The 19,679-nt window shown below is 65.7% G+C and carries 18 protein-coding genes, 1 pseudogene and 1 riboswitch; of the genes and pseudogenes, 12 read left to right on the plus strand and 7 right to left on the minus strand.

The window, feature by feature from the left end; translation table 11 throughout:
- Positions 1-156 precede the first annotated feature (156 nt).
- Both B141_RS0137550 and B141_RS0137555 read left to right on the plus strand, forming a co-directional pair.
- Positions 157-768: an alpha/beta hydrolase gene (locus tag B141_RS0137550; RefSeq protein WP_237742911.1), complete on the plus strand. Its 612-nt coding sequence runs from the start codon at positions 157-159 to the stop codon at positions 766-768.
- An 89-nt stretch (positions 769-857) separates the two neighbouring features.
- Positions 858-1,172, plus strand: a complete 315-nt coding sequence (locus B141_RS0137555) for a hypothetical protein (RefSeq protein WP_020580317.1) — start codon at positions 858-860, stop codon at positions 1,170-1,172.
- A 107-nt stretch (positions 1,173-1,279) separates the two neighbouring features.
- On the opposite strand, the gene B141_RS0137560 is transcribed toward B141_RS0137555, so the two are convergent.
- From B141_RS0137560 to B141_RS0137570, 3 genes are all read right to left on the minus strand, one after another.
- Positions 1,280-2,029, minus strand: a complete 750-nt coding sequence (locus B141_RS0137560; protein WP_026257942.1) for a VOC family protein — start codon at positions 2,027-2,029, stop codon at positions 1,280-1,282.
- Positions 2,030-2,203: 174 nt separating this feature from the next.
- A complete protein-coding gene (locus B141_RS0137565) occupies positions 2,204-2,947 on the minus strand; it encodes a class I SAM-dependent methyltransferase (RefSeq protein WP_020580319.1) in 744 nt (247 codons plus the stop codon).
- A 64-nt stretch (positions 2,948-3,011) separates the two neighbouring features.
- On the minus strand, positions 3,012-3,704 hold the full coding sequence (locus B141_RS0137570; RefSeq protein ID WP_157181593.1) for a TetR/AcrR family transcriptional regulator C-terminal domain-containing protein: 693 nt from the start codon (positions 3,702-3,704) through the stop codon (positions 3,012-3,014).
- A 119-nt stretch (positions 3,705-3,823) separates the two neighbouring features.
- On the opposite strand from B141_RS0137570, the gene B141_RS0137575 reads away from it, so the two are divergent.
- From B141_RS0137575 to B141_RS44990, 3 genes are all read left to right on the plus strand, one after another.
- On the plus strand, positions 3,824-4,285 hold the full coding sequence (locus B141_RS0137575) for a hypothetical protein (RefSeq protein ID WP_020580321.1): 462 nt from the start codon (positions 3,824-3,826) through the stop codon (positions 4,283-4,285).
- Complete coding sequence (locus tag B141_RS53200) at positions 4,275-4,442, plus strand: carboxylesterase family protein (protein ID WP_157181594.1); 168 nt, start codon at positions 4,275-4,277, stop codon at positions 4,440-4,442. Before B141_RS0137575 ends, B141_RS53200 begins: the two co-directional genes overlap by 11 nt.
- A 755-nt stretch (positions 4,443-5,197) precedes the next feature.
- A complete protein-coding gene (locus B141_RS44990; RefSeq protein ID WP_020580322.1) occupies positions 5,198-6,427 on the plus strand; it encodes a DUF222 domain-containing protein in 1,230 nt (409 codons plus the stop codon).
- Between the two features lie 310 nt (positions 6,428-6,737).
- Here the strand turns inward: B141_RS44990 and B141_RS0137585 are convergent, their stop codons facing one another.
- A complete protein-coding gene (locus B141_RS0137585; RefSeq protein WP_020580323.1) occupies positions 6,738-7,211 on the minus strand; it encodes a hypothetical protein in 474 nt (157 codons plus the stop codon).
- Between the two features lie 365 nt (positions 7,212-7,576).
- Here B141_RS0137585 and B141_RS44995 point away from each other — a divergent pair, with 365 nt between their 5' ends.
- Positions 7,577-8,197, plus strand: coding sequence for a DUF6000 family protein (locus tag B141_RS44995; protein WP_020580324.1), 621 nt, complete (start codon positions 7,577-7,579; stop codon positions 8,195-8,197).
- A 180-nt stretch (positions 8,198-8,377) separates the two neighbouring features.
- On the opposite strand, the gene B141_RS46675 is transcribed toward B141_RS44995, so the two are convergent.
- Positions 8,378-9,109 (minus strand): MerR family transcriptional regulator, encoded by a 732-nt coding sequence (locus B141_RS46675; RefSeq protein ID WP_020580325.1) that lies wholly within the window; start codon positions 9,107-9,109, stop codon positions 8,378-8,380.
- A gap of 642 nt (positions 9,110-9,751) precedes the next feature.
- Between B141_RS46675 and B141_RS0137600 the strand changes: the two genes are divergently transcribed.
- The 3 genes from B141_RS0137600 (at position 9,752) to B141_RS45010 (ending at position 12,187) form a co-directional block, all read left to right on the plus strand.
- Positions 9,752-10,273, plus strand: coding sequence for a hypothetical protein (locus B141_RS0137600; protein WP_020580326.1), 522 nt, complete (start codon positions 9,752-9,754; stop codon positions 10,271-10,273).
- 67 nt (positions 10,274-10,340) lie between these two features.
- A complete protein-coding gene (locus B141_RS45005) occupies positions 10,341-11,552 on the plus strand; it encodes a cytochrome P450 family protein (RefSeq protein WP_084678771.1) in 1,212 nt (403 codons plus the stop codon).
- Between the two features lie 14 nt (positions 11,553-11,566).
- A complete protein-coding gene (locus tag B141_RS45010; RefSeq protein ID WP_157181595.1) occupies positions 11,567-12,187 on the plus strand; it encodes a DedA family protein in 621 nt (206 codons plus the stop codon).
- Positions 12,188-12,328: 141 nt separating this feature from the next.
- Here the strand turns inward: B141_RS45010 and B141_RS0137615 are convergent, their stop codons facing one another.
- Positions 12,329-14,215: a calcineurin-like phosphoesterase C-terminal domain-containing protein gene (locus B141_RS0137615; RefSeq protein ID WP_020580329.1), complete on the minus strand. Its 1,887-nt coding sequence runs from the start codon at positions 14,213-14,215 to the stop codon at positions 12,329-12,331.
- A 405-nt stretch (positions 14,216-14,620) separates the two neighbouring features.
- Positions 14,621-18,310 carry a methionine synthase gene (metH, locus tag B141_RS0137620; RefSeq protein ID WP_020580330.1) on the minus strand — a complete coding sequence of 1,230 codons (3,690 nt, stop codon included), beginning with the start codon at positions 18,308-18,310 and terminating at the stop codon, positions 14,621-14,623.
- Positions 18,311-18,324: 14 nt separating this feature from the next.
- A riboswitch (S-adenosyl-L-homocysteine riboswitch) is annotated at positions 18,325-18,401 on the minus strand.
- 256 nt (positions 18,402-18,657) lie between these two features.
- On the opposite strand from metH, the gene B141_RS50165 reads away from it, so the two are divergent.
- The 3 genes and pseudogenes from B141_RS50165 to B141_RS48490 form a co-directional block, all read left to right on the plus strand.
- Positions 18,658-18,825 carry a hypothetical protein gene (locus tag B141_RS50165; protein ID WP_157181596.1) on the plus strand — a complete coding sequence of 56 codons (168 nt, stop codon included), beginning with the start codon at positions 18,658-18,660 and terminating at the stop codon, positions 18,823-18,825.
- 289 nt (positions 18,826-19,114) lie between these two features.
- A complete protein-coding gene (locus tag B141_RS0137630) occupies positions 19,115-19,426 on the plus strand; it encodes a hypothetical protein (protein ID WP_020580332.1) in 312 nt (103 codons plus the stop codon).
- Between the two features lie 46 nt (positions 19,427-19,472).
- A pseudogene (locus B141_RS48490) lies at positions 19,473-19,679 on the plus strand (hypothetical protein); the annotation flags it as partial.

Below are 19,679 nucleotides of genomic sequence, written 5' to 3' on the forward strand. Positions count from 1 at the left end.
CACCCCGACTGCCCGAGGTGGCATGGATCAACCAACCCACCGACCAGCCACAACCAACCCCGTAGGCACAACCTGTCTCATTTGACTTGACAACTACCGGACCGCCGGCTCTTCGTCGCAGGGGTGGCCTCACTCATCGGATGCTTGATGCTTCCGATGCCGGCTTGGGCGACAATTGGCACGCGGGTGGATCTTCGCCTGCCGCCGGCGACTGGGCCGTACGGGCTTGGCGTGGTCTCGCTGCATCTGGTCGACGAGGGCCGGCAGGATCCGTGGTGGTCTGAGCCGCACGCCCGCGAGTTGATGGTCGACGTCTGGTATCCAGCGCGGCGCCTGGGCCACCACCGTTTCGCCCCCTGGATGCCGTCACCCGAGTTGGCGCGCTTCGTGCCCAAACTGGAAGACTTCCTCAAGGACTCGCCCGACACCCCTCCCGGCGAGGAGCCGATCGGCCGCGACGTCGACTTGGACTGTGTCCGGTTTCCGGTTACGCAAGCACTGTTGAACGCTCCAGTCGACGCCTCGGAGCACCGCTATCCGGTGGTGCTGTTCTCCCCGGGCTTCGCCGCCGACCGTCAGATGGGTGCGGCGCTGATGGCAGACCTTGCCAGCCACGGCTACGTCGTGGTCGCGATCGGTCATACCTACGATGCGAACGAGATCGCGTTTCCGGACGGGCGCCGCGGCCACGGCCCAAACGATGGTGAACGATCGTCGAATCGTTGCCGGCATCAACCTCGATGGCAGCTTCTTCCCAGAAGACGTTGACCCCATCGGGGCATCGCCAGAGGCGATGGACGCCGCATTGGACCGGCTCGGGGCTCGTATCAACAGGCCGCTGATGATCATGGCGGACAGTGGGCTCGGTCCCGACGACTTTTGGCAACCTGACCAGCAGGGTTTGGTACGCGCTCCGGGGCTGGGGCAGGTTCGTCTCACTGGTCGGGTCGACCCATGGAAGCTACACCGACCACGAGTGGATGCTCGACCAGCTGGCGCGAGCCCGGATCATCCCGACCGCTACACCCTGGATCGGACAAGGCGATGCCGAGCGGATCACCGCTGCGCAGCGCGCCTACATCCGGGCGTTCTTCGACCTCTGGCTCCGTGCCCGCGATTCCCACCTACTCGACGGCCCTTCCGCCGATTACCCCGAAGCCAAGTTCTACTGACACGCCCGACAACCGTGGCCCTCGCGCGCGTCGTCCGCCGGTCCGCAACGGCAGAGAAGGCGAGGTGGTTGCAGGACCTGGCGCGCTACCAAGGGATCGATTTCGGGTCAGGGGCGTGCGATCACGGAGAACTCCGTTCCGAACGGGTCAGTGAGAGTGGCGAACCGGCCATACGGGGATTCCTCGGGACCGGTGGAGGTGCCACCGGCCACCGTGGCCCGTGCCACGGTCGCGTCGGTGTCGGCTACCTCGAAAGTAGTCGCCCAGGCCGAGACGGACGCGCCGGCCATGCCGAAGATCCCGCCAATCTCGTGCCCGTCCGGCCTACGCAGGAAGGTGAAATCCATACCGGGAAGGTCCTCATTGCCGTCCAGAGTGAAGTCAAAGACGGCGGTGTAGAAGGCACGGGCGGAGTCCGCCTCCGCGGTCACGAGGTCGTTGCGTACCAGCGTGTCGGGCTCGTTCACCACCTGGCAGCCCGGCTGCGCGCGCCCCTCACAGAGCCCGAACCGCGCCCCGGTGGGATCGGCGGCGAACGCCGCTCGCCCGAGGTCTCCGACTTCGTGCGGCGCTTCCAGCAGCGTGCCCCCAGCGGCGACGACACGCTTGGCGGTGCCGTCGCAGTCGTCAGTGGCGAGGTGGACGGACCAGCCGTGACCCGCATCCGCATGCTCGGTGGCCTCGCGCAGGCCGGCAACCGGCAGACCATGCAGCAAGCAGTCGGTGCCGCGCCCGCTGGGGGCGAACTCCCAGCCGAATACCGCCCCGTAGAACGCCTTCGCGCCCTGCAGATCTGTGACCGCGAGGTCGATCCAGGTTGGCGTGCCGGGCGGCTGATTCCGGCTGACCTTGCTCATCGTGTGCCCTTCGTTCGACCGCGGCTGATTCGGCCGAAGGTAGATCACGTATAGGTCAGCTCGTGTCCTATGTCGATCAGGAGCCGCAGTCGTCGGCGCCAGTAGTCGCCCGTGGCCGCGTTCACGGCGGGCTGGAATCTCCCGCGCTGGCGGTCTGGACTGTGGAAGCCAGGGTCAAGCGCGGCGTGGGATGCGATAGATGGACACGTGGGAGCGTGACTCTGCGGTGAACTCTGCTCCGGTCCAGTCGGCGTGCCTGGATTCCAGCTCGAATCCGGCCAGCTGTGCCATGAGGTCGAGTTCGGCTGGCCAGATGTAGCGGTGCGGGCTCCGGTCCAGTCGAGCCTTTCTGCTTTCGTCGAACCGGAAATGGTGGGAGACGACCTGCTGGTGCAGAACGTCGTAGGTGTCCAGCCCGATGTAACCAGGCTCGACTTGCCACACGGTGGCGTGCTGGCCGGGTGGGAGCTTGCGTAGTTCAGGTACCCACAGCTCGATCACGAACCGGCCGCCGGGTCTGAGATGGCGAGCGGCGTTGCGGAAGCACGCGACCTGCTCGGCCTGGGTGAGCAGGTTGGAGATCGCGTTGTAGACGAGATAGGCAAGCGTGAATTCGCCCGGTGCGACGGTCGTCGCCATGTCCCCGACGATCACCGGAATCGTGGCCTCGTCGGCCTTCGTACGCAGTTGGTCGATCATCGGTCGGGACAGCTCGATGCCAGTCACGGAGACGCCGCGCTGGGCGAGGGGGACAGCCACCCGACCGGTTCCGATGGCGAACTCGAGCGCCCGGCCGCCGTTGGCGAGTTCGGCGAGACGATCCACCGTCGGTCCCAACACCTCGAGTGCGAACATGCCGGTCCCGGGAGTGTCGTAGTTCTGGGCCGTTTCGACGTCCCAGACGTCCTCCTGTCGCATGCCGACGACTATGGCCGCGGACACACTCGCTGTACAACAGGTTTGCGCCGCGCGCTCGCCCTCGTCATCGCCGGGCTTCGGGGGCAGTCCTGCATGGTTCCTGAGCACTGGTGCGGGTCGCCTCGAACCCCGTGAGCATGGCCTCGAGTGCGAAGTCGAAACGATTCTGGGCGCCGGCTGGTGGTGAGGCACGCATCGCTGCGGAGAGAAGTGGGAACTCCTCGGCATCGACCTCGAGCAGCAGTTCCGGGCGATCGTGGGCTTCCTGCCCGGAGGCGTGCTGGACCGTCATGGTCGCGGCGTGTCCGACGACGAAGCCGGTGACGGAGTACAACACGTCCAGCGCCCGATGCACTGGGAACCCCGCCGCCCGCAATGACTCGAGTGCGCTCTCCATCACGCGCAGGTTCAGCGAGGTCGTGGCTGGTCGCGACACGACCAGTGGGATCACGTTCGGATGTGCGAGCAGCGCAGCCAGGAAAGCGTGTGCGAAGTCCCGCAACCCTGCTCGCCAGGTGGAGGCTTCGAGCCGGGGTGGTGCGACGGAGACAATGATCTGCTCGACCAGTCCGTCCAGCAGTGCATCCTTGTTGGACACGTGGTTGTACAGCGTCATGGCTTCGACCCCGAGTTCGCTGCCAAGGCTGCGCATCGACAGCGCCTGCAGGCCTTCGCGGTCGACCAGGGCCAGTCCGGCCTCCAGTACCGCCTGGCGGGTCAAACCTGCGCGCTGGCCGCGCATGCGACGGGCGGGCATCGTGGGCCTCCTCACTTGCCAAATCTTACGGCGTAAGTACACTGCGACATGAAACATACGTCGTAAGAATAGATGGGTGCCGGGATCCGGCGTCCACCTGAGGGAACCAAGGAGAGCTGGTGCCGATCACCGCGACCCGAGCCGGTCGGCGTCCCCGGGCGCTATATGCCGGGTTCGTCCTTTCCGCGATCGTCACACTCGTGCCGCTTGTGGACCTGGTCACTGCCGACAGCGTGGCCGGGCATGTGCGGCGCGCCTACCCCGACTGGACAGCCGATCTTGTGTCGGCCGACCGCAACGCCATCGTCGGCTATCTGACCGTCGTTGGCGTTCTCGGACTGGTCGGCTGGCTCTGGACGATCTGGGCCGTCACGCGACACAAGCGCTGGGCACCCGCAGCCGTCACGGTCATGTTCGTCCTGGGTGTGTGTGTCGCCCTGCTCAATCTGGGATTCTCCGGCGGTGCCTATACCAACGTCATCCCGTACACCTATGGGACGCTGGGCCTGCTTCCCGTGATCCCGGGCCTGGTCGCCGTCCTCCGCGTCTGGCAGCGCCACAACCAACCGGATGCGAGCTGAGCGTGGTGGGGGAGTACGGCGTTGCCATGACCCGTTGCGGTGCGGTGCGGTGCGCGGCGTGGCTCATGACGGCGTTCACACGTTCGAGGGGATCCCATACGCGAAGGCACCGGTCGGGCGTGACCGGCTATGCCCACCGCTTCCCGAGGAACCCTGAACCGGATGCGCGACGCTGTCCGCCTTGGCCCCACGGCACCGGTGACCTGGGCGCGGCGGGACAGCCCGTTATGGCTCGGCGGCCAAGAGCCGGCTGACATACTCCAGTGCGACTGGTGGTACCGCATTCCGGCATTCCGGCCTGCCGGCTTTCCGAGGCCCGAACAAATGCCCCGCATCCACCTACCTTCCAGCAGACAACCGGCCCCGAGCCGCCGCACCGACTCGCCGACACGATACATGCCAGCTGGATTGCGTTCGCCAATACCTCTTCACCTACTACTCCTAAAGCTGGGGGTCGTGCTAACCAGGCTAATAGCCGCGTCCGCCGCGGTAACTGGACGCGCCGAGGTGTCGGGTTGGTCGCTGGTTCGCGCGGCTGCAGACCCGCCGGACCGCGCGGGATGTGGTGGGTGGGTTGCTTACCGGACCGGCTGGCTGGCGCCGCAGGCTTACCCGGCGAAGCGGTGGAGACTTCTCCGTGTCCTGACCCGGAAAACTCTCCACTCCCTCCCGGTTGTCGATTTGGGTATCAGCCAACCTGAGCGGCGGTCTATTCAATAGACCTGCGGATCGTTTAGTGAACCTCCACAGATGGTCACGGAAAGCAATTCTAAGCTACCCACAATTACATTTCGGGGAGCCTTCGAATAGGCTCCTTGGGCCGGGTTCTTGTCGGTGGTCGCCGATAGTGTTCCGGTTATGGATGTCACGACTGGCGCCCCGCCCACGCAGCCACTGCGGGGGTTGCTGGATATGGTCCAGGACGGGCTTGCTCAGGCGTTGAACTCCCCTGTCTGGTCGTGTACGGACGCCGATTCTGCTGATGGTCTGGAGCAGGCGCACCAGATCGTCGCTATGGCTGAGGCTTTGCGGCTGCGGCTCATCCACGACGCTGACACGCGAGAGCTTGCGTCCCAGGCGGGTGCGACCTCCACGGCGGCGTGGCTTCGGCACAAGCTGCACCTTCACCCCGGCGCGATCGGCGCGGACGTGAAACTCGCCAAAGCGTTGGAGACCAACCTTCAAGCCACCGGCCAGGCACTCGCCGCAGGCCGGATCTCTCTCCTGCACGCCAAGATCATCCGCGAGTCGATCAACCTTCTGCCCAACGACATCAGCGACGACCAGAAACGCGAAGGCGAGGCGCGTCTGCTGGAGTTGGCGACCCAGCACGATCCGAAAGAGCTACGACAGTTGGGGAACCAGCTGTACGAGGCCATCGCGCCAGAGGATGCCGAACGTCGGCTGGGTGAGCAGTTGGAGCGGGAACGCAAACGCGCCGAACAGAAGCGATCCATCATGTTCTCCCAAGCAGGGCCCGGACTTCACAGTGCCCGCATTCAACTGCCAGTTGAAGAGATGGCACGCCTCAAAGCACTGCTCGACCCGCTGGCCAGGCCACGAAAGACGGACGCGAACGGGCCCGACACCCGCACCGCCTCCCGCCGACTGGGTGACGCGTTCGTCGAACTCCTCGACCTCACATTGGCGGCGGGCGAGGCACCCACGCGTGGTGGGACGAAGCCGCAGATCATCATCACCATGACGCTGGCCCAACTCGTCACCGGNATCGGGTACGCAACATTGGACAGCGGTGAACAGATCTCCGCAGAGACAGCGCGGCTGCTGGCCTGTGACGCCGATGTCATCCCGGCTGTTCTGGACTGCAGAGGTCAGGTGCTGGACCTGGGTCGTACGACCCGCTTCTTCACTGCCGCCCAACGCCACGCATTAGGTATCCGCGACGGGATGGAATGCAACTTTCCAGGCTGCGACCGCCCCGCGAAGTGGTGCGATGCACATCACATAACCCATTGGGTAGACGGAGGCCGAACCGATCTCAACAACGGCGTGCTGTTGTGCAGTGCTCACCATAACCTCATCCACAACAGCAGCTGGCAAGTCCGCATGGGACCAAACGGCAAACCCGAATACATATCCCCACCCTGGATCGACATCAACCAACGCCCCATCCGCACCTAAATACGTCGATCGCGACGTTGGTGCCGTCGGCGATAGTGGCCGACTTCAGCTCGACGTTGATCGCGCCCGCGGTATCGGCTCCAGCGTTCGATGTGCCACTGGTCCCAGACCGCTACATCATGCACCTCGCGCGGCCCATCAGCGCGTCCGCTGCCCTCTCCCACCAACCCGCCACGCCCCAAAGCCCTTCACGTGCAATTAGGCCCGGCGCGCAGCGGTCGCTCAGGAGTAGCCGCTAGGCGAGATCTGAGCCGCGACCAGGCGTCCGCGCCGGCCTTCCAAGCTGGATGCACGTGTAATGCGTAGCCGATCACCTGTACGGCGGATAGGTGACCTTGCGGCCTCGGTCTAGCCATCCGGGTCGGGGAAGGATGGTTGCGAGCAAGCCGTAGTAGCCGGTGCTGCGGAACGTTGACCCGTCCGCGTACGTCACTTCAACTCGAGATCGGTTCGGGCCGAATACTTCGGTGACGTGACCGTCGATAATGGCTCGGACGGTTGATTCGACGAACTCCACGCCCTGGTCATCACGGTCGTACTCCCCGAACCAGCCACCTGGACCGTTGCCCACTTCAAGCTGCAGCCCGGAGCCGAAATCTATCCAGATCGCTGGCATGGCGTCGCGGCAGGCGGGGATTAGTTCGGTTACCAGTTCGTCATCGTCCCACCTACGAATCACGGCCACGGACGGTCCAAACTCGCGTTCGAGCTGGTCGGCGAACCTGCGCAACGGCTGCCCGATCGCATCGTCCGCCCACGGTGGCAAGGAGTCAGCGGCTGTCATGGTCGGAGGCTACAGCGATTGGGAAGATGCCCGCACTCGGCCGCGTTGCTCCTTCTGGCCCAGTCCGACCTGAACGAGCTGCAACAGCGGGCGACGATGAGCAACAGGCCGACGACCAGCAGACCGCGGACGAGGAGTTCGTGATCACGATGCCTGCCTTTACGGATTAGACGGTCAGGTCGCTGGCGAGCTTGGTATGGAGTGTCGTGGGTGGTCGTGCCGTCGACGGGATGCGCTCCGTCGGACTGCCTCCTTCCGCCACGCTGACGTCGCGTGCAGTGCGCCGTTATGGCGAGCCCCGAGCGGGCCCATGAGAGGAGCGCAGCGTGTGGCCACAGGCACCTGTGAAAGGTCAGGATGTCTGCATGGATACTCGGTCGCCGCACGATCCTGAAGTCGTCGATGCCATCCGCCGCTATGTGATCTGGGCCATCGACCAGCCGGGCAAGCCGCGCTACCTGCAGCTCCTGAACGGCAACTTCCTTCGCGACAGCGAACCAGACCGTAGCGCCTTCGGCGCGGCGCTTGCCGAGGACGCCCGCCAGATCGGTGACGACGACCTCAAGAAACTGCTCACAACGGAGTGGCGCGCCCGGCTCACGGCAGCATGGCTCATCGGCCTTGACCGGCGGGTGCGGTTCCGGGCGCTCCTTGGCGGCCTTCTGTTGGAAAGCCGGTTTGTCTATGCCGGCCAGGGATACTGCTTCGCTCTTGCCCGGTTCGAGCAGCCGGAAGGCGCTGACATCCTCGCCGCCCACTTGGAGCGCTACCTGCCCAGAGCCGACTGTTACTTCGACCAGGACTGGGCCATTGGTGCGCTTCTCTACCTCGACCAGAGGCTCAACACCAACCGCGCGGACCAGTTCCTCTCGCCCGGCGGGCCATGGCACCGCTCCGCGTTCGCAGAGGTTGACCCCGCCGAGTGCCACCGCAAAACGACAGCGTTCTGCAACTTCGCCGATCAACTCACGCGCACCGATGGCTAACACGACGCGCCTGGGCCGCTTGCAAACAGCAGTGGTGTTCTACGTCAGGACCCAATATCCACACTGGGACGGCAGTTACCTCTTCCGCGAGCACGCTTCTAGCTCGCCAGGGACCGCCGCGTCGGCCTCAGTATGGCCGGCGACCGGTGCTTGACTTCCAGAGTGTGACCGGAGCCAAGCTCACTTCGAGCTCTCCCACAGGACGACTCGGTTTCCCACTGGATCCGCGATTAGTGAGTGCCGAGGCATGTTCTCACCGTCCGTCGGTGGATAGTGCTCGGTCGCTCCGGCGGCGAGCGCGCGCTGATGGGTTTCATCGAGTCCGACGACACCCAGTCCGAACGCGGAGGTATGCCCGTAGTGAGGCTCCTCAGGCGATCGCACCCTGATATTCAGGAAGCCAATGGCATCGCCCTCACCGAGGACGACCTGCCGGCTTGGGGTTCCCCAGTTCTCAAGCTGTGTGCCAAGTATTCCTCCCCAGAACGCGCATGCGGCCTCGAGTGCGGAATCGGAGTCCACCCCGATATTTACCGCGACCAGCCGAAAATCTGTGGCCGTCTTCATCTGCGTGCCGATCCCTTCGATGTCGTGTGCCAGTTGATCCAAGAGCGCCTCAACCCGCCCCGCTCGTTCGTGGAGCGCGGCGCGTTGCCGGGTAAGAACCTCGCGTGCATCGGAGGCGTCACCGTTGATCACCCTGGCGATGTCTTCGGTAGACAGTTTCGCGTCACGCAGGAGCCGGACCCGTCGTGCGACGTCGACCTGGGTGCTTCTGTAACGTCGATAACCTGTTCGCGAGTCAACCTCAGCCGGACGCAACAAACCGATGTCGTCATAATGGCGAAGCGTCGGGATCGACATCCCCGTCAGCATCGAGAAGGTCCCTATGGTCATCAGTTCGTTCGGCACAATGACATCTTCCTGTCTCAGGTGACCTGAGAGTCAACTGACTCGCTGACGCCTGCGTCGAAGGCAGTCACGTCTCGGCTATCAGCGGTCAACAGCGGTCATAGATTCCGCGTACGTGGTGGCTGTCGGGAGTCAGGTCCAGCCACTTCGGGCTAGCCGACCGCGGCCACGTCGCGCCCGGACTACGCGCCGATCTCGTGCTCGTCAACGGCGACCCGACCCGCGACATCACCGCCACCGCTGCCGCGGCGTCCGCCAACCCCGCTAGGCGTACGGCATAAGGCACTCGGTGCCGGCGCCGCCGCCGTAGCCTCCGTGGGCGTGGCCGGCTGGCTGGACGACCGTGGACTGTTCGGCCCCGGGGCGGGGTCGAGCCGTCGGTCCGCGCGGAGGAGGGGCGCGCCAGGATGGTCGTCCCTGGCGGGTCGCTGCGCCCAGGAGCGCCTCCCATTTCGCGTACGTCCCACGGCAGGTGGTGCGTAGCGTGCTACGACGCAGCGCGTATTTGCCAGCCGGCACTATACGAACAGGGGTGCATTCACAAAGCGACAGCGGGCCGATGTCGCCCGGGCCAGATCCCGGCACTGTCGAGTTAACCGCTAGGCCCAAGCCCAGGGCCGACTCGACAGATAGGAGAGCGTCATGGCCACCACCCCGATCCCCGAGCCGGTCGAACCCGGCACCGGACAACGGTCAGCACCCGCCCCGGACCTGCTGATGCGGTCCGCGCAATGGCTCGCACAGCACAGCATCACCGCCCTGCGGATCAGTCTCGGGCTGGTCATCGCCGGGTTTGGGGCACTGAAGTTCATCCCCGGCGCGTCGCCTGCCGAGGCACTGGTCATGCGGACCACCGAGGCCCTGACGTTCGGCGTCGTCTCAGGTACGACGGCTGTCGTCATCACCGCCGTGCTGGAGACGTTCCTCGGCCTGCTCCTGCTGACCGGGCATGGGTTGCGGCTGGGGTTGCTCGTGATGGCGGGTTGGCTCGGGGCCATCTTGGCCCCGGTCGTGCTGTTCCCGAGCGAGATGTTCCCCGGAGGCTTCCCCACCCTGGCGGCGCAGTACGTCCTCAAGGACATCATCCTGGCGGCCGCGTGGGCAGTTGTCGCCGCGCAGGTGCTCGGGGCACGAATGATCCTCACACGCCGGTCGACGCCGTGATCTGACGACCTACTATGGCACGTAGTAGTACAGTCCGTAGTAGTCATCTTGATATAGGAGGATCCGGATGCCGAAGGAATTGCCAATGCCCGCCGCGCCGCCGCGTTGGGAACGGTTGCCCGAGGGATACGAAGCCTGGTTGATCACGCGGTACGACGACGCCCGCCTCGTGCTGGCGGACGTCAGGATGACCAGGGATCCGGTCCGGGCGGCCGCCGCCCGCGCGGACCCCGAGCAGGGTGCTCACGCGCATCGCGCTGGTGGAGCGCGCGGGACCACGTTGCTCGAGTGCGACCCGCCGAAGCACACAAGCCTTCGTAAGACGGTCAACCCGGAGTTCGCGGCGCGACGGATCTCGGCGCTGCGACCTCAGGTGGAGACGATCGCCGTCAGCCTGGTGGACCGATTCGTCGCGGACGGCACGGCTGACCTGGTAGCCCAGTACGCGTTGCCGTTGACCGTCTCGACGCTGTGCGAGTTCGTCGGAATTCCCTTCCAGGACTGGGAGACGTTCGATCCATGGGTGCAGGCCACCCATCTCGTCGACCCGACCCCGGAGGGTGGGCGGCGCGCCGTGGCAACGTCCATGGCGATGGAGGCGTACTTCGAGGACCTCCTCGCCGCCAAACGCGACCAGCTGAAGCGGAAGCCGCTCGACGCCGCCGACGAGGCGGACGTGCTCACCAGCCTCGTCGCCGGGAGGCGCGAGGCCGTCCTGGACGCCGATGACCTGCTGGCGATGGCCAGGTCGATCCTGGTGGGCGGGTACGAGACTACGAAGAGCCTGATCGTCACGGGGATGTACAGACTCCTCGTCCATCCGGACCAGCTGGCGGCACTGCGCACGGATCCGGCCCGGATTCCGCGGGCGGTCGAGGAGTTTCTGCGCTACGACCCGCCGTTCCGACGTCTGCAGGAACGTTACGCGCTCGAGGACGTCGAGATCGGCGGCGTGACCATCAGCAAGGGGGAGCCGGTCGTGATCGACCTGGCCGCGGCGAACCGCGATCCTGACCGCTTCGAACGCGCCGCCGAGTTGGACATCAGCGCAGCCGACCGGGGACATCTCGCATTTGGTCCGGGTATCCATCACTGCCTCGGTGCCTCGCTCGCCAGGTTGGAGACCGAGGTGGCGATCGGGACGTTGCTCGCCCGGCTGCCGGACATCGCTCTTGACGTCGATCCGGACCAGCTCGGCTGGGAGGTCGGGATCATCTCCGGGCCGAGCAAGCTTCCGGTGCGGTTCGCCCGTCCGGAGCCGGTACAGGACCGGCGGTAACTGGCGTGATCCCCGTGGATCTCGCGGAAGTCGGTACCGCGGCGCTTTATCTCGTGGTGTTCGGCGTCGTCTTCGTAGAGTCGGGTCTCCTCGTGGGTCTCGTGCTACCGCCGGGCGATTCCATACTCTTCATGGCGGGTCTGCTGATCGCTCGCGTCGACACGCCTTGGGCGATGCCGTTGCTCGCCGTGGTGGCGTTCGCTGCCGCGACGATAGGCGACTCGCTGGGGTACGCCATTGGCCGCCGGCTGGGCCGGGAGTACCTCGTTCGTGGGCTGTCCAAACGGGGCGCGGGAGTTCTACGGAAAGCCGAGGACCTCTACGAACGGCATGGCTGGTTCGCGATCGTCGCGGCCCGATGGATTCCGTGGGTCCGCACGATCGTCCCCACGCTGGCGGGTATCGGGGGCATGCCGTACCTGCGATTTCTCACGGCCAACGTCGTTGGCGCGTTGTTGTGGGCAGTCGGCCTGGTCGTCCTCGGCTACGTCGCGCACTTCGTTCCCTGGGCGCATGGAGCGTCGATGATCGCCATGGCAATCGCCATCATCAGCATCCCGATCTATGTTTTGGTACGGCGCCGCCGCGAGCGGACCGGCCTCGGGGAGATCCGGCACGAGGAGGCCAAGCCGTGACGAGTTTGGTCGAGCCGATCAGTGAAGAGACAAGCCCCGGACCTGTTGGTGTAGGTCCGGGGCTTGATGCTGCTGTGCCTGATGCGATTCGAACCAGCTTAGGCTCCGCCGACGGACCTTATGGAGCGTGCGCTGCGGTGATCAGCGTTCCTCGACAACCTTGAAGATCATCGTCTCGGAGAACTGTCGACCGTAGGAGTCGGTCGCGGTTACCGTGGCGCGGTGGGCTCCCACCTTGAGGTCGGTGGGCAGCTTCAGCCGCCAAAGGTGGATCATCCGGTCGGCCAGGCTGCCGCCGTTTACCAACTGCTGCGAGATCGCGTGCGGGTCGGAAAACTCGGGGCCCACCAGCTGGTCCTCTCCGCGCGCATCCTGGGTGCGGACGGCGTTCTGTGCGGGGCCACCGTCGATGCTGACTTTGACCTTGGATCCGGTTGCGCCCATCCAGAAGTTCGTCGTCAACCAGGTGGTTCCGGCCAGGTCGGCCTTGCTGACGATACGGCCGTCACCCAGCTGCGGGGCCTCGCCCTGCTTGTTGCGGTTCCAGGCCTGGCGGGCGACGTACCAGTCGCGGTAGTGCGGGGAGTTGACGCCAAGCTGCATCTGGAAGTCGTCGGACTCGCCGGTGACTGTGAAGCGCTCTTTGAAGGAGTTGCCCTTGATGTTGAGGGTGAGGACGCCCGGTCGGCCGCCATCGCGGCCGACGGCGATCGGGTAGCCGTCTTCGGTCAGGGCGCCGGAGTACCAGTCGCCGGAGATGGCGCCGGCGACGATGTGCGGGAATGGCAGCCCTTCGATGCCGAAGATGTCGCGCCATCCCTTGAACAGGTCACCGGTCTTCATGTTCTCGATCGTGTGGGTGTGACCGGCCACGGCGACGGCCTTGCGGCCCTCGAGCAGCTTGTAGACCTCGCGGACCTGGTCGAGCTGGTGCACCGGGCTGCCCTCGTCGGCGAAGGTCAGCAGTGGGATGTGGCTCGCCACGACGACCAGTTTGTCCGACGGCACGGCAGCGAGATCCCGCTCCAGCCAGGCGAGCTGGTCCTCACTCAGGCGTCCGTTGTAGGCGGGACGGTTCTCCGGGTCGTTGCAGTTGGGGTGCTGCCCGTCAGCGTTGTCGACGTCGGGGGTGCAGGGGTAGCGCACGGTGTTGAGGGCGATGACGTGGGTCTTGCCGACGTCGTAGGAGAAGTACGCCGGTGCCAGCTGCTCCCGGAAGGTGTCGAAGGAGTGCTCGGCGGTCTCGGCGTCGAAGTCCAGGTCGTGGTTACCCGGCAGGAACCGCACAGGTCCGTTGAGCTGACTGGACAGGTCCTTGACCTCGGGATAAAGCGAGAGGTCGTCGCCCACAACGTCCCCGATGAACAGCGATCCGCAGCTTTGGTAGTCATCGCGCTTAGCAAGGTCCGCGATTGCACCCCGGCGGGCGTACCCGACCTCGCGCAGGTCGTAGGTCTGCAGGTCACCGGCGATGACGCAGTTATGCTCGGGGTCCTTGGTGGCCTGGCTCTGTGTCAGCGGAAAGTTCACCGCGGAGGGCAGCGGTCCCGTCGGTTCAATGCCGCCGTAGCGAAGCGGCGGCGATCCCGCGGGCAGGTGGTTGTAGTGGAACTGCGCGAGGTTGAACTCGTCGACTGGCACCTGGTAACCGGCGGGCTGGGTGATGAAGACGGTCATGTTGTCGTACGCGGGCAGCTCGTAGCGGCCCTGCGGGTCCGTCTTCACGACGTCGCGGCCGTTGGACACCGCGACGCCGGGCAGTCCGCGTTCACCTGCGTCACTGCGGCTGTCACGGTCCCGGTCGACGAACACCCGGCCCTTGAGGACGGACTGGTCGTTGCCGTTGCTGGGAATCACCTCGACCTGGCCCCGGTAGGCGTCGGTGTCCCAGTCCGCGGCCTTGGGTGTGGGTGCAGCTGTCGCGGTGGGTGCGGTGAGGACGGTGACGCTCGAAGCGCTGACGGCCATCGCGCCGAGCGCCGCGAGGACCGCACGCTTGCGCCGAGGGATGGCCTGAGAAGGCGACATCTAGTGGTTCCTCCCCTTGTCCAGTTCAGGCCGGCCCTTCTAGGTCGACCACCAGCCACCATCCCTGGCGAAGTCAAAATCGCGGCAACACTTAGTAAAAAGATTAAAGAGCATCTAAAGGCCGCCTGGACGAAGACGAGCACGCCGAGGCCCGGCGACACGCTCGTCGCGTTCCCGCCGGGGTACGACGTGTGAGCCAGGCCGAGGACAGTCGGTTCAGGTCGAAGTGATCCGGGAACGCCTTCGATCAGCTTGAGGACGCGTACCCGACCTCGAGCGGGCTGTCGAGCGGCGCCTCTGCCGCCCCCGCGCATGCCGGACCAATCAGTTGCGCAATCCGGTAGGTTAATGCGCGCAGATCTTGAGACAATTCACGATCGACTTGTGCGCGCACCCGTTTCCGGACTATGCCTGAGGGTCGTAGTCGAGGTTGGGGCGAAGCCACCGCTCGATTTCGGGGAGATCGAGGCCTCGCCGCAACGCGTAGTCCTCTGTCTGGTCCTTGCCGAGGCGCCCCACGGTGAAGTACCGGGACGACGGGTGGGCGAAGAGCAGCCCACTGACGCTGGCGGCGGGTGTCATCGCGAACGATTCCGTCAGGCCCATCCCGAGCCGCTCTGCGTTGAGTAGGTCGAAGAGTGCTTGCTTCTGGCTGTGGTCCGGGCTGGCGGGGTAGCCGAGCGCCGGCCGGATTCCGCGGAACCGCTCTGCGTGCAGGTCCTCGATCACCGGGTCGGCGTCCGGCTCGTACCACGCTCGCCGCGCTTCGAGGTGGAGGTACTCGGCGAACGCTTCAGCGAGCCGGTCGGCCAGCGCCTTCGTCATGATCGCCTTGTAGTCGTCGTTTCGGGCCTCGAAGTCGGCGGCGAGCTCTTCGGCGCCGTGGATGGCAACGGCAAAGCCGCCGAGATGATCTCCGGCGGGGGCGATGTAGTCGGCCAGGCACCGGTTGGGTCGTCCTGCCGGTTTGGCCGTCTGCTGGCGCAGCATCGGAAAGTGCACACCGTTCTCGAGCAGGATGTCGTCACCGTCGGAGTGGGCGGGCCAGAAACCGTACGCACCGTGGGCTGTGAACGCGTTGTTTGCGATGATCTGGTCCAGCTGCGCGTTCGCGTCGTCGAAGAGCTCACGGGCCACCGGCTGGTCGAGGATAGCCGGGTATTTGCCCTTCAGTTCCCAGGCGAGGAAGAGGAACTGCCAGTCGATCATGCTCCGCAGCGTCGTCAGGTCTGGTGTGGTCGTCCGTACGCCGGTGAAGGTAGGGACCGGCAGGTCGTCGAACGGGACCTCCTCGCGGTTCGCGCGGGCTTTGTCGAGGGTCAGCAGGGGCGTGCGGTGCTTGGTCGCGTGCTGTTCGCGCAGGCGTTCCTGCTCGGCGTGGTTGGTCGCGGCCAGTTCCTCGGCCCGGTCGGTGTCGAGCAGATCGGAGACGACGCCAACAACTCGGGATGCGTCGAGCACGTGCACCGTGGTGGCCTCGTAAGCAGGGGCGATGCGTACGGCGGTGTGCTGGCGCGATGTCGTCGCGCCGCCGATCAGCAGGGGCAGTTTCAGACCGCGGCGCTGCATCTCCGTGGCGACGGTGACCATTTCGTCCAGTGAGGGCGTGATGAGCCCCGAGAGTCCAACGGCGTCGGCGCCCTCGGCGACCGCGGTGTCGAGGATCGTGGCGGCGGGCACCATCACTCCGAGGTCGATGACCTGGTAGTTGTTGCAGCCGAGGACGACGCCCACGATGTTCTTTCCGATGTCGTGAACGTCGCCCTTGACGGTCGCGATGACGATCTTGCCCTGGCCGCGGTCGCTACCGGCGCGCCCTTCCTGCCGCGCCAGCTCCTTCTCGGCTTCCATGTACGGCTCGAGATAGGCGACCGAACGCTTCATCGCCCGCGCGCTCTTGACCACCTGCGGCAGGAACATCTTGCCTGCACCGAAGAGGTCGCCGACGACCTTCATGCCGTCCATGAGCGGGCCCTCGATCACGTCCAGGGGACGCGCCGCCTGCTGCCGAGCTTCCTCGGTGTCTGCCTCGATGAAGTCGACGATGCCGTGGACGAGGGCGTGCGCCAGGCGATGTTCGACTGGCGCTTCGCGCCAGGACAGATCGACTGTGCGGCGAGTGCCGGGCCCGCGCACGTTCTCGGCGAACGCGACGAGCCTGTCGGTCGCGTCCTCACGCCGGTCGAACAGCACATCCTCGACGAGCTCCAGCAGGTCCGCTGGGATGTCCTGGTAGACCGCGAGCTGGCCGGCGTTGACGATGCCCATGTCCAGCCCGGCGCGGACGGCGTGGAAGAGGAACGCCGAGTGCATCGCCTCACGGACGAGATCGTTGCCACGAAAGGAGAACGACAGGTTGGAGATACCGCCACTGGTCCGCGCGCCCGGGCACCGCTGCTTGATCAGCGGGAGCGCGTCGATGAACGCCTTCGCGTAACTGTTGTGCTCGCTGATCCCGGTCGCGACCGCGAGCACGTTGGGGTCGAAGATGATGTCCTCGGGCGGAAAGCCGATGCGCTGAGTGAGCAGGTCGTACGCCCGGCCACAGATCTCCACCTTGCGTTCAGTGGTGTCGGCCTGCCCCTGCTCGTCGAAGGCCATCACGACCACGCCGGCGCCATAGTCGCGGATGCGCCCCGCCTGTGCGAGGAACGCCTCCTCGCCCTCCTTGAGACTGATCGAGTTGACGACGCCCTTGCCCTGGACGCACTTGAGACCAGCCTCCAGTACGCTCCATCGCGAACTGTCAACCATGATCGGGATCCGGGCGGCCTCCGGTTCGGTCGCCAGCAGGTTCAGAAACGTCGTAATCGCCTGCTCGCTGTCGAGCAGATCGGCGTCCATGTTGACGTCGAGCAGGTTGGCCCCGCCGCGGACCTGCTCCAGCGCGACATCGACCGCGGCTTGGTAATCGTCGGCTTCGACCAGGCGACGGAAGCGGGCCGAACCGGTGACGTTCGTACGTTCACCGATCATGACGAACCCGGTGTCGGGGCCGATCCCGAACGGTTCCAGGCCGCTGAAGCGGGTGTATGTCGCCGCCTCCGGCACCTGGCGCGGCGGCACCCCGGCCACAGCGGCCGCGATCTGCTCGATATGGGCCGGCGTCGTCCCGCAGCAACCGCCGACGACGTTAACCAGGCCCGCACTCGCGAACTCTGCCAGCAGCCGGGCGGTCTCCTCAGGTGTCTGGTCGTAACCACCGAAGGCGTTCGGCAGGCCGGCGTTCGGATGGCTGGCGACGTGGGTACCGGCGAGGCGCGACAGGTCCGCGACGTGCGGGCGCATCTCCACCGCACCCAACGAACAGTTGACCCCGACCAGCAGCGGGTCAGCGTGTTCAACGGACCGCCAGAACGCTTCGACGGTCTGGCCCGACAGCGTACGCCCGCTCAGGTCGACGATCGTCACCGAGATCCACAGCGGCACATGGGGAGCAACCTCGCGGGCGGCGGCGATCGCGGCCTTTGCGTTGAGCGTGTCGAAAATCGTCTCGATCATCAGCACGTCAACCCCGCCCGCGGCTAGCGCCTGAATCTGCTCGGCGTACGCAGCATGGACCTGATCGAACGACACCGCCCGGTACGCAGGATCCTCTACCCGAGGCGACAGCGACAGCGTGACATTCAGGGGCCCGACCGAACCGGCGACCATCCGCCCACCAGCCTCATCAGCGGCCTGGCGTGCCAACTCCGCACCCCGCAGGTTCATCTCCGGCACCAGCCGCTGGAGACCGTAGTCGGCCTGGCCGAAGCTGGTGGCGTTGAAGGTGTTCGTCGTGGTGATGTCCGCACCGGCCGCCAGATACTGCCGGTGAATGTCGAGGACAAGATCTGGGCGGGTCAGGTTCAGCAGGTCCGGGTCGCCGGTCACATCGTGCGGATGATCACGCAGCCAGTCCGCGCGGTAGTCCTCCGGGGTCAGCCGAGCCTGCTGCAGCATCGTGCCCCAGGCCCCGTCGAGGACAACGATCCGCTGCGCCAGAAGATCGCCAAGAGCCTGCCGCGCACCCGCACTAGCCGACTTGAGTTCGCCGGACGCACCTTTGGCGGTGATACGCCCAAGATCATCATCGCGGTTCGAGGACTTGGCCACCGGGTCCACCTCCCATTAGGGAGGCGCCCTTTGATCTACGGTCCAAGTCGAGCGTGGCGGGCCTCAGCCCGTTGCAGCGCCTCTCGACCTGGACCGAGGATACCAAGATCGAGCGAACTCGCCGAAGTCGACGAGCGGCCAGGACCAGATGGAACTTTGGATCTGAGGTCGGGGTGCCCTCCGCGTGCCCCACGCCAGGGCCGATCATGGTCGGGGATGGCGTGGCAGACCGGGCAGGCGGCGGCGAGCAGACACTCGTGGCGCAGACAGGTGGTTGACCAGTGGCGCCGCCACGACAACATCCAGCGCCCACCGGATTCGGCCAGGCAGGCTTGAACCGTCGCATCGTGCGGACGGGGATCGAGCGGATGCGCTCGTTTCTGGACCACTTGTGGAAGCTTGTCGCTGAGGGCTCTGAGTGGGAGGTGGGGCTGGCTCGTCGCGGTCTGCTCGACGAACTGGCGCTTGAGAACGCGTGGGTGGAGGAGCACGCTGTTGCGCTTGTGGAGACGTGAGCTGTCGCACCGTGGCGTCTCGCTGCCGCCGCTGTTCAACTCCCGCGCTGGAGCCGACGACGATGCACTCTGGAATAACTGCTCGTAGAGAACGATCTGCGATGGCTAGGGTCCGTCACATGGTGGCGAGAGCCGATGCGACAGGAGATCGACACGGGGCCGATCCGGTGGGTTCTGAAGAGCGTGCGGGGGCTGCACGCCACGTGTGGGGATCGAGGGTCTGGCGCGACGCTGCCGAGAACTGGCTCATCTGCAGCTCGACCGGCTTGGTTTCCGTCCAGTCGGTGCGATGTCCGACCTGTCAATCCAGCGATGGTCGGCGGTTTGGCGCATTCCGACGAACCTGGGCCACGTCTTGCTGAAGCAGACTACGACTGCCAGGGCCGTCGAAGGATCCGTTCACGCATTCTGTGCCGACGCCGCACCGGAATACGTCGACCAGCCGCTCGCTTACGACCCTGCGACAGCGCGCATCCTGTTCACTGACGGCGGCCTGACGATGGCAGGTGGCGACTGGCTCGCAGTGCCTACTCCCAAAGCCATCGCCTCGATGGTTACCGACTACCCTCTTTGTCAGGCTGAGGTGAGACACCCGGAGTGAGTCCCGGGTTACCTGAGCGAGGGCGGGATCGGAGATCCTTGTGCACGTGTCCACCCCATCTGATGACCGGCCCGCAGCTTCGACCTCGGCGGGCGACCCGGCGGCACGTCCGTCCCGGCGGGTGTTCAGCCCGGAGTACAAGCTGGCGATTGTCGCTGAGTACGAGAGCGCCGCTAACGGTGAGAAGGGCGCCATCCTGCGCCGGGAGGGTTTGTATTCCTCCCATGTGATCGAGTGGGCACGGGCACGAGAT

The sequence above is a fragment of the Actinopolymorpha alba DSM 45243 genome (assembly GCF_000373925.1).
Lineage (GTDB): Bacteria > Actinomycetota > Actinomycetes > Propionibacteriales > Actinopolymorphaceae > Actinopolymorpha > Actinopolymorpha alba.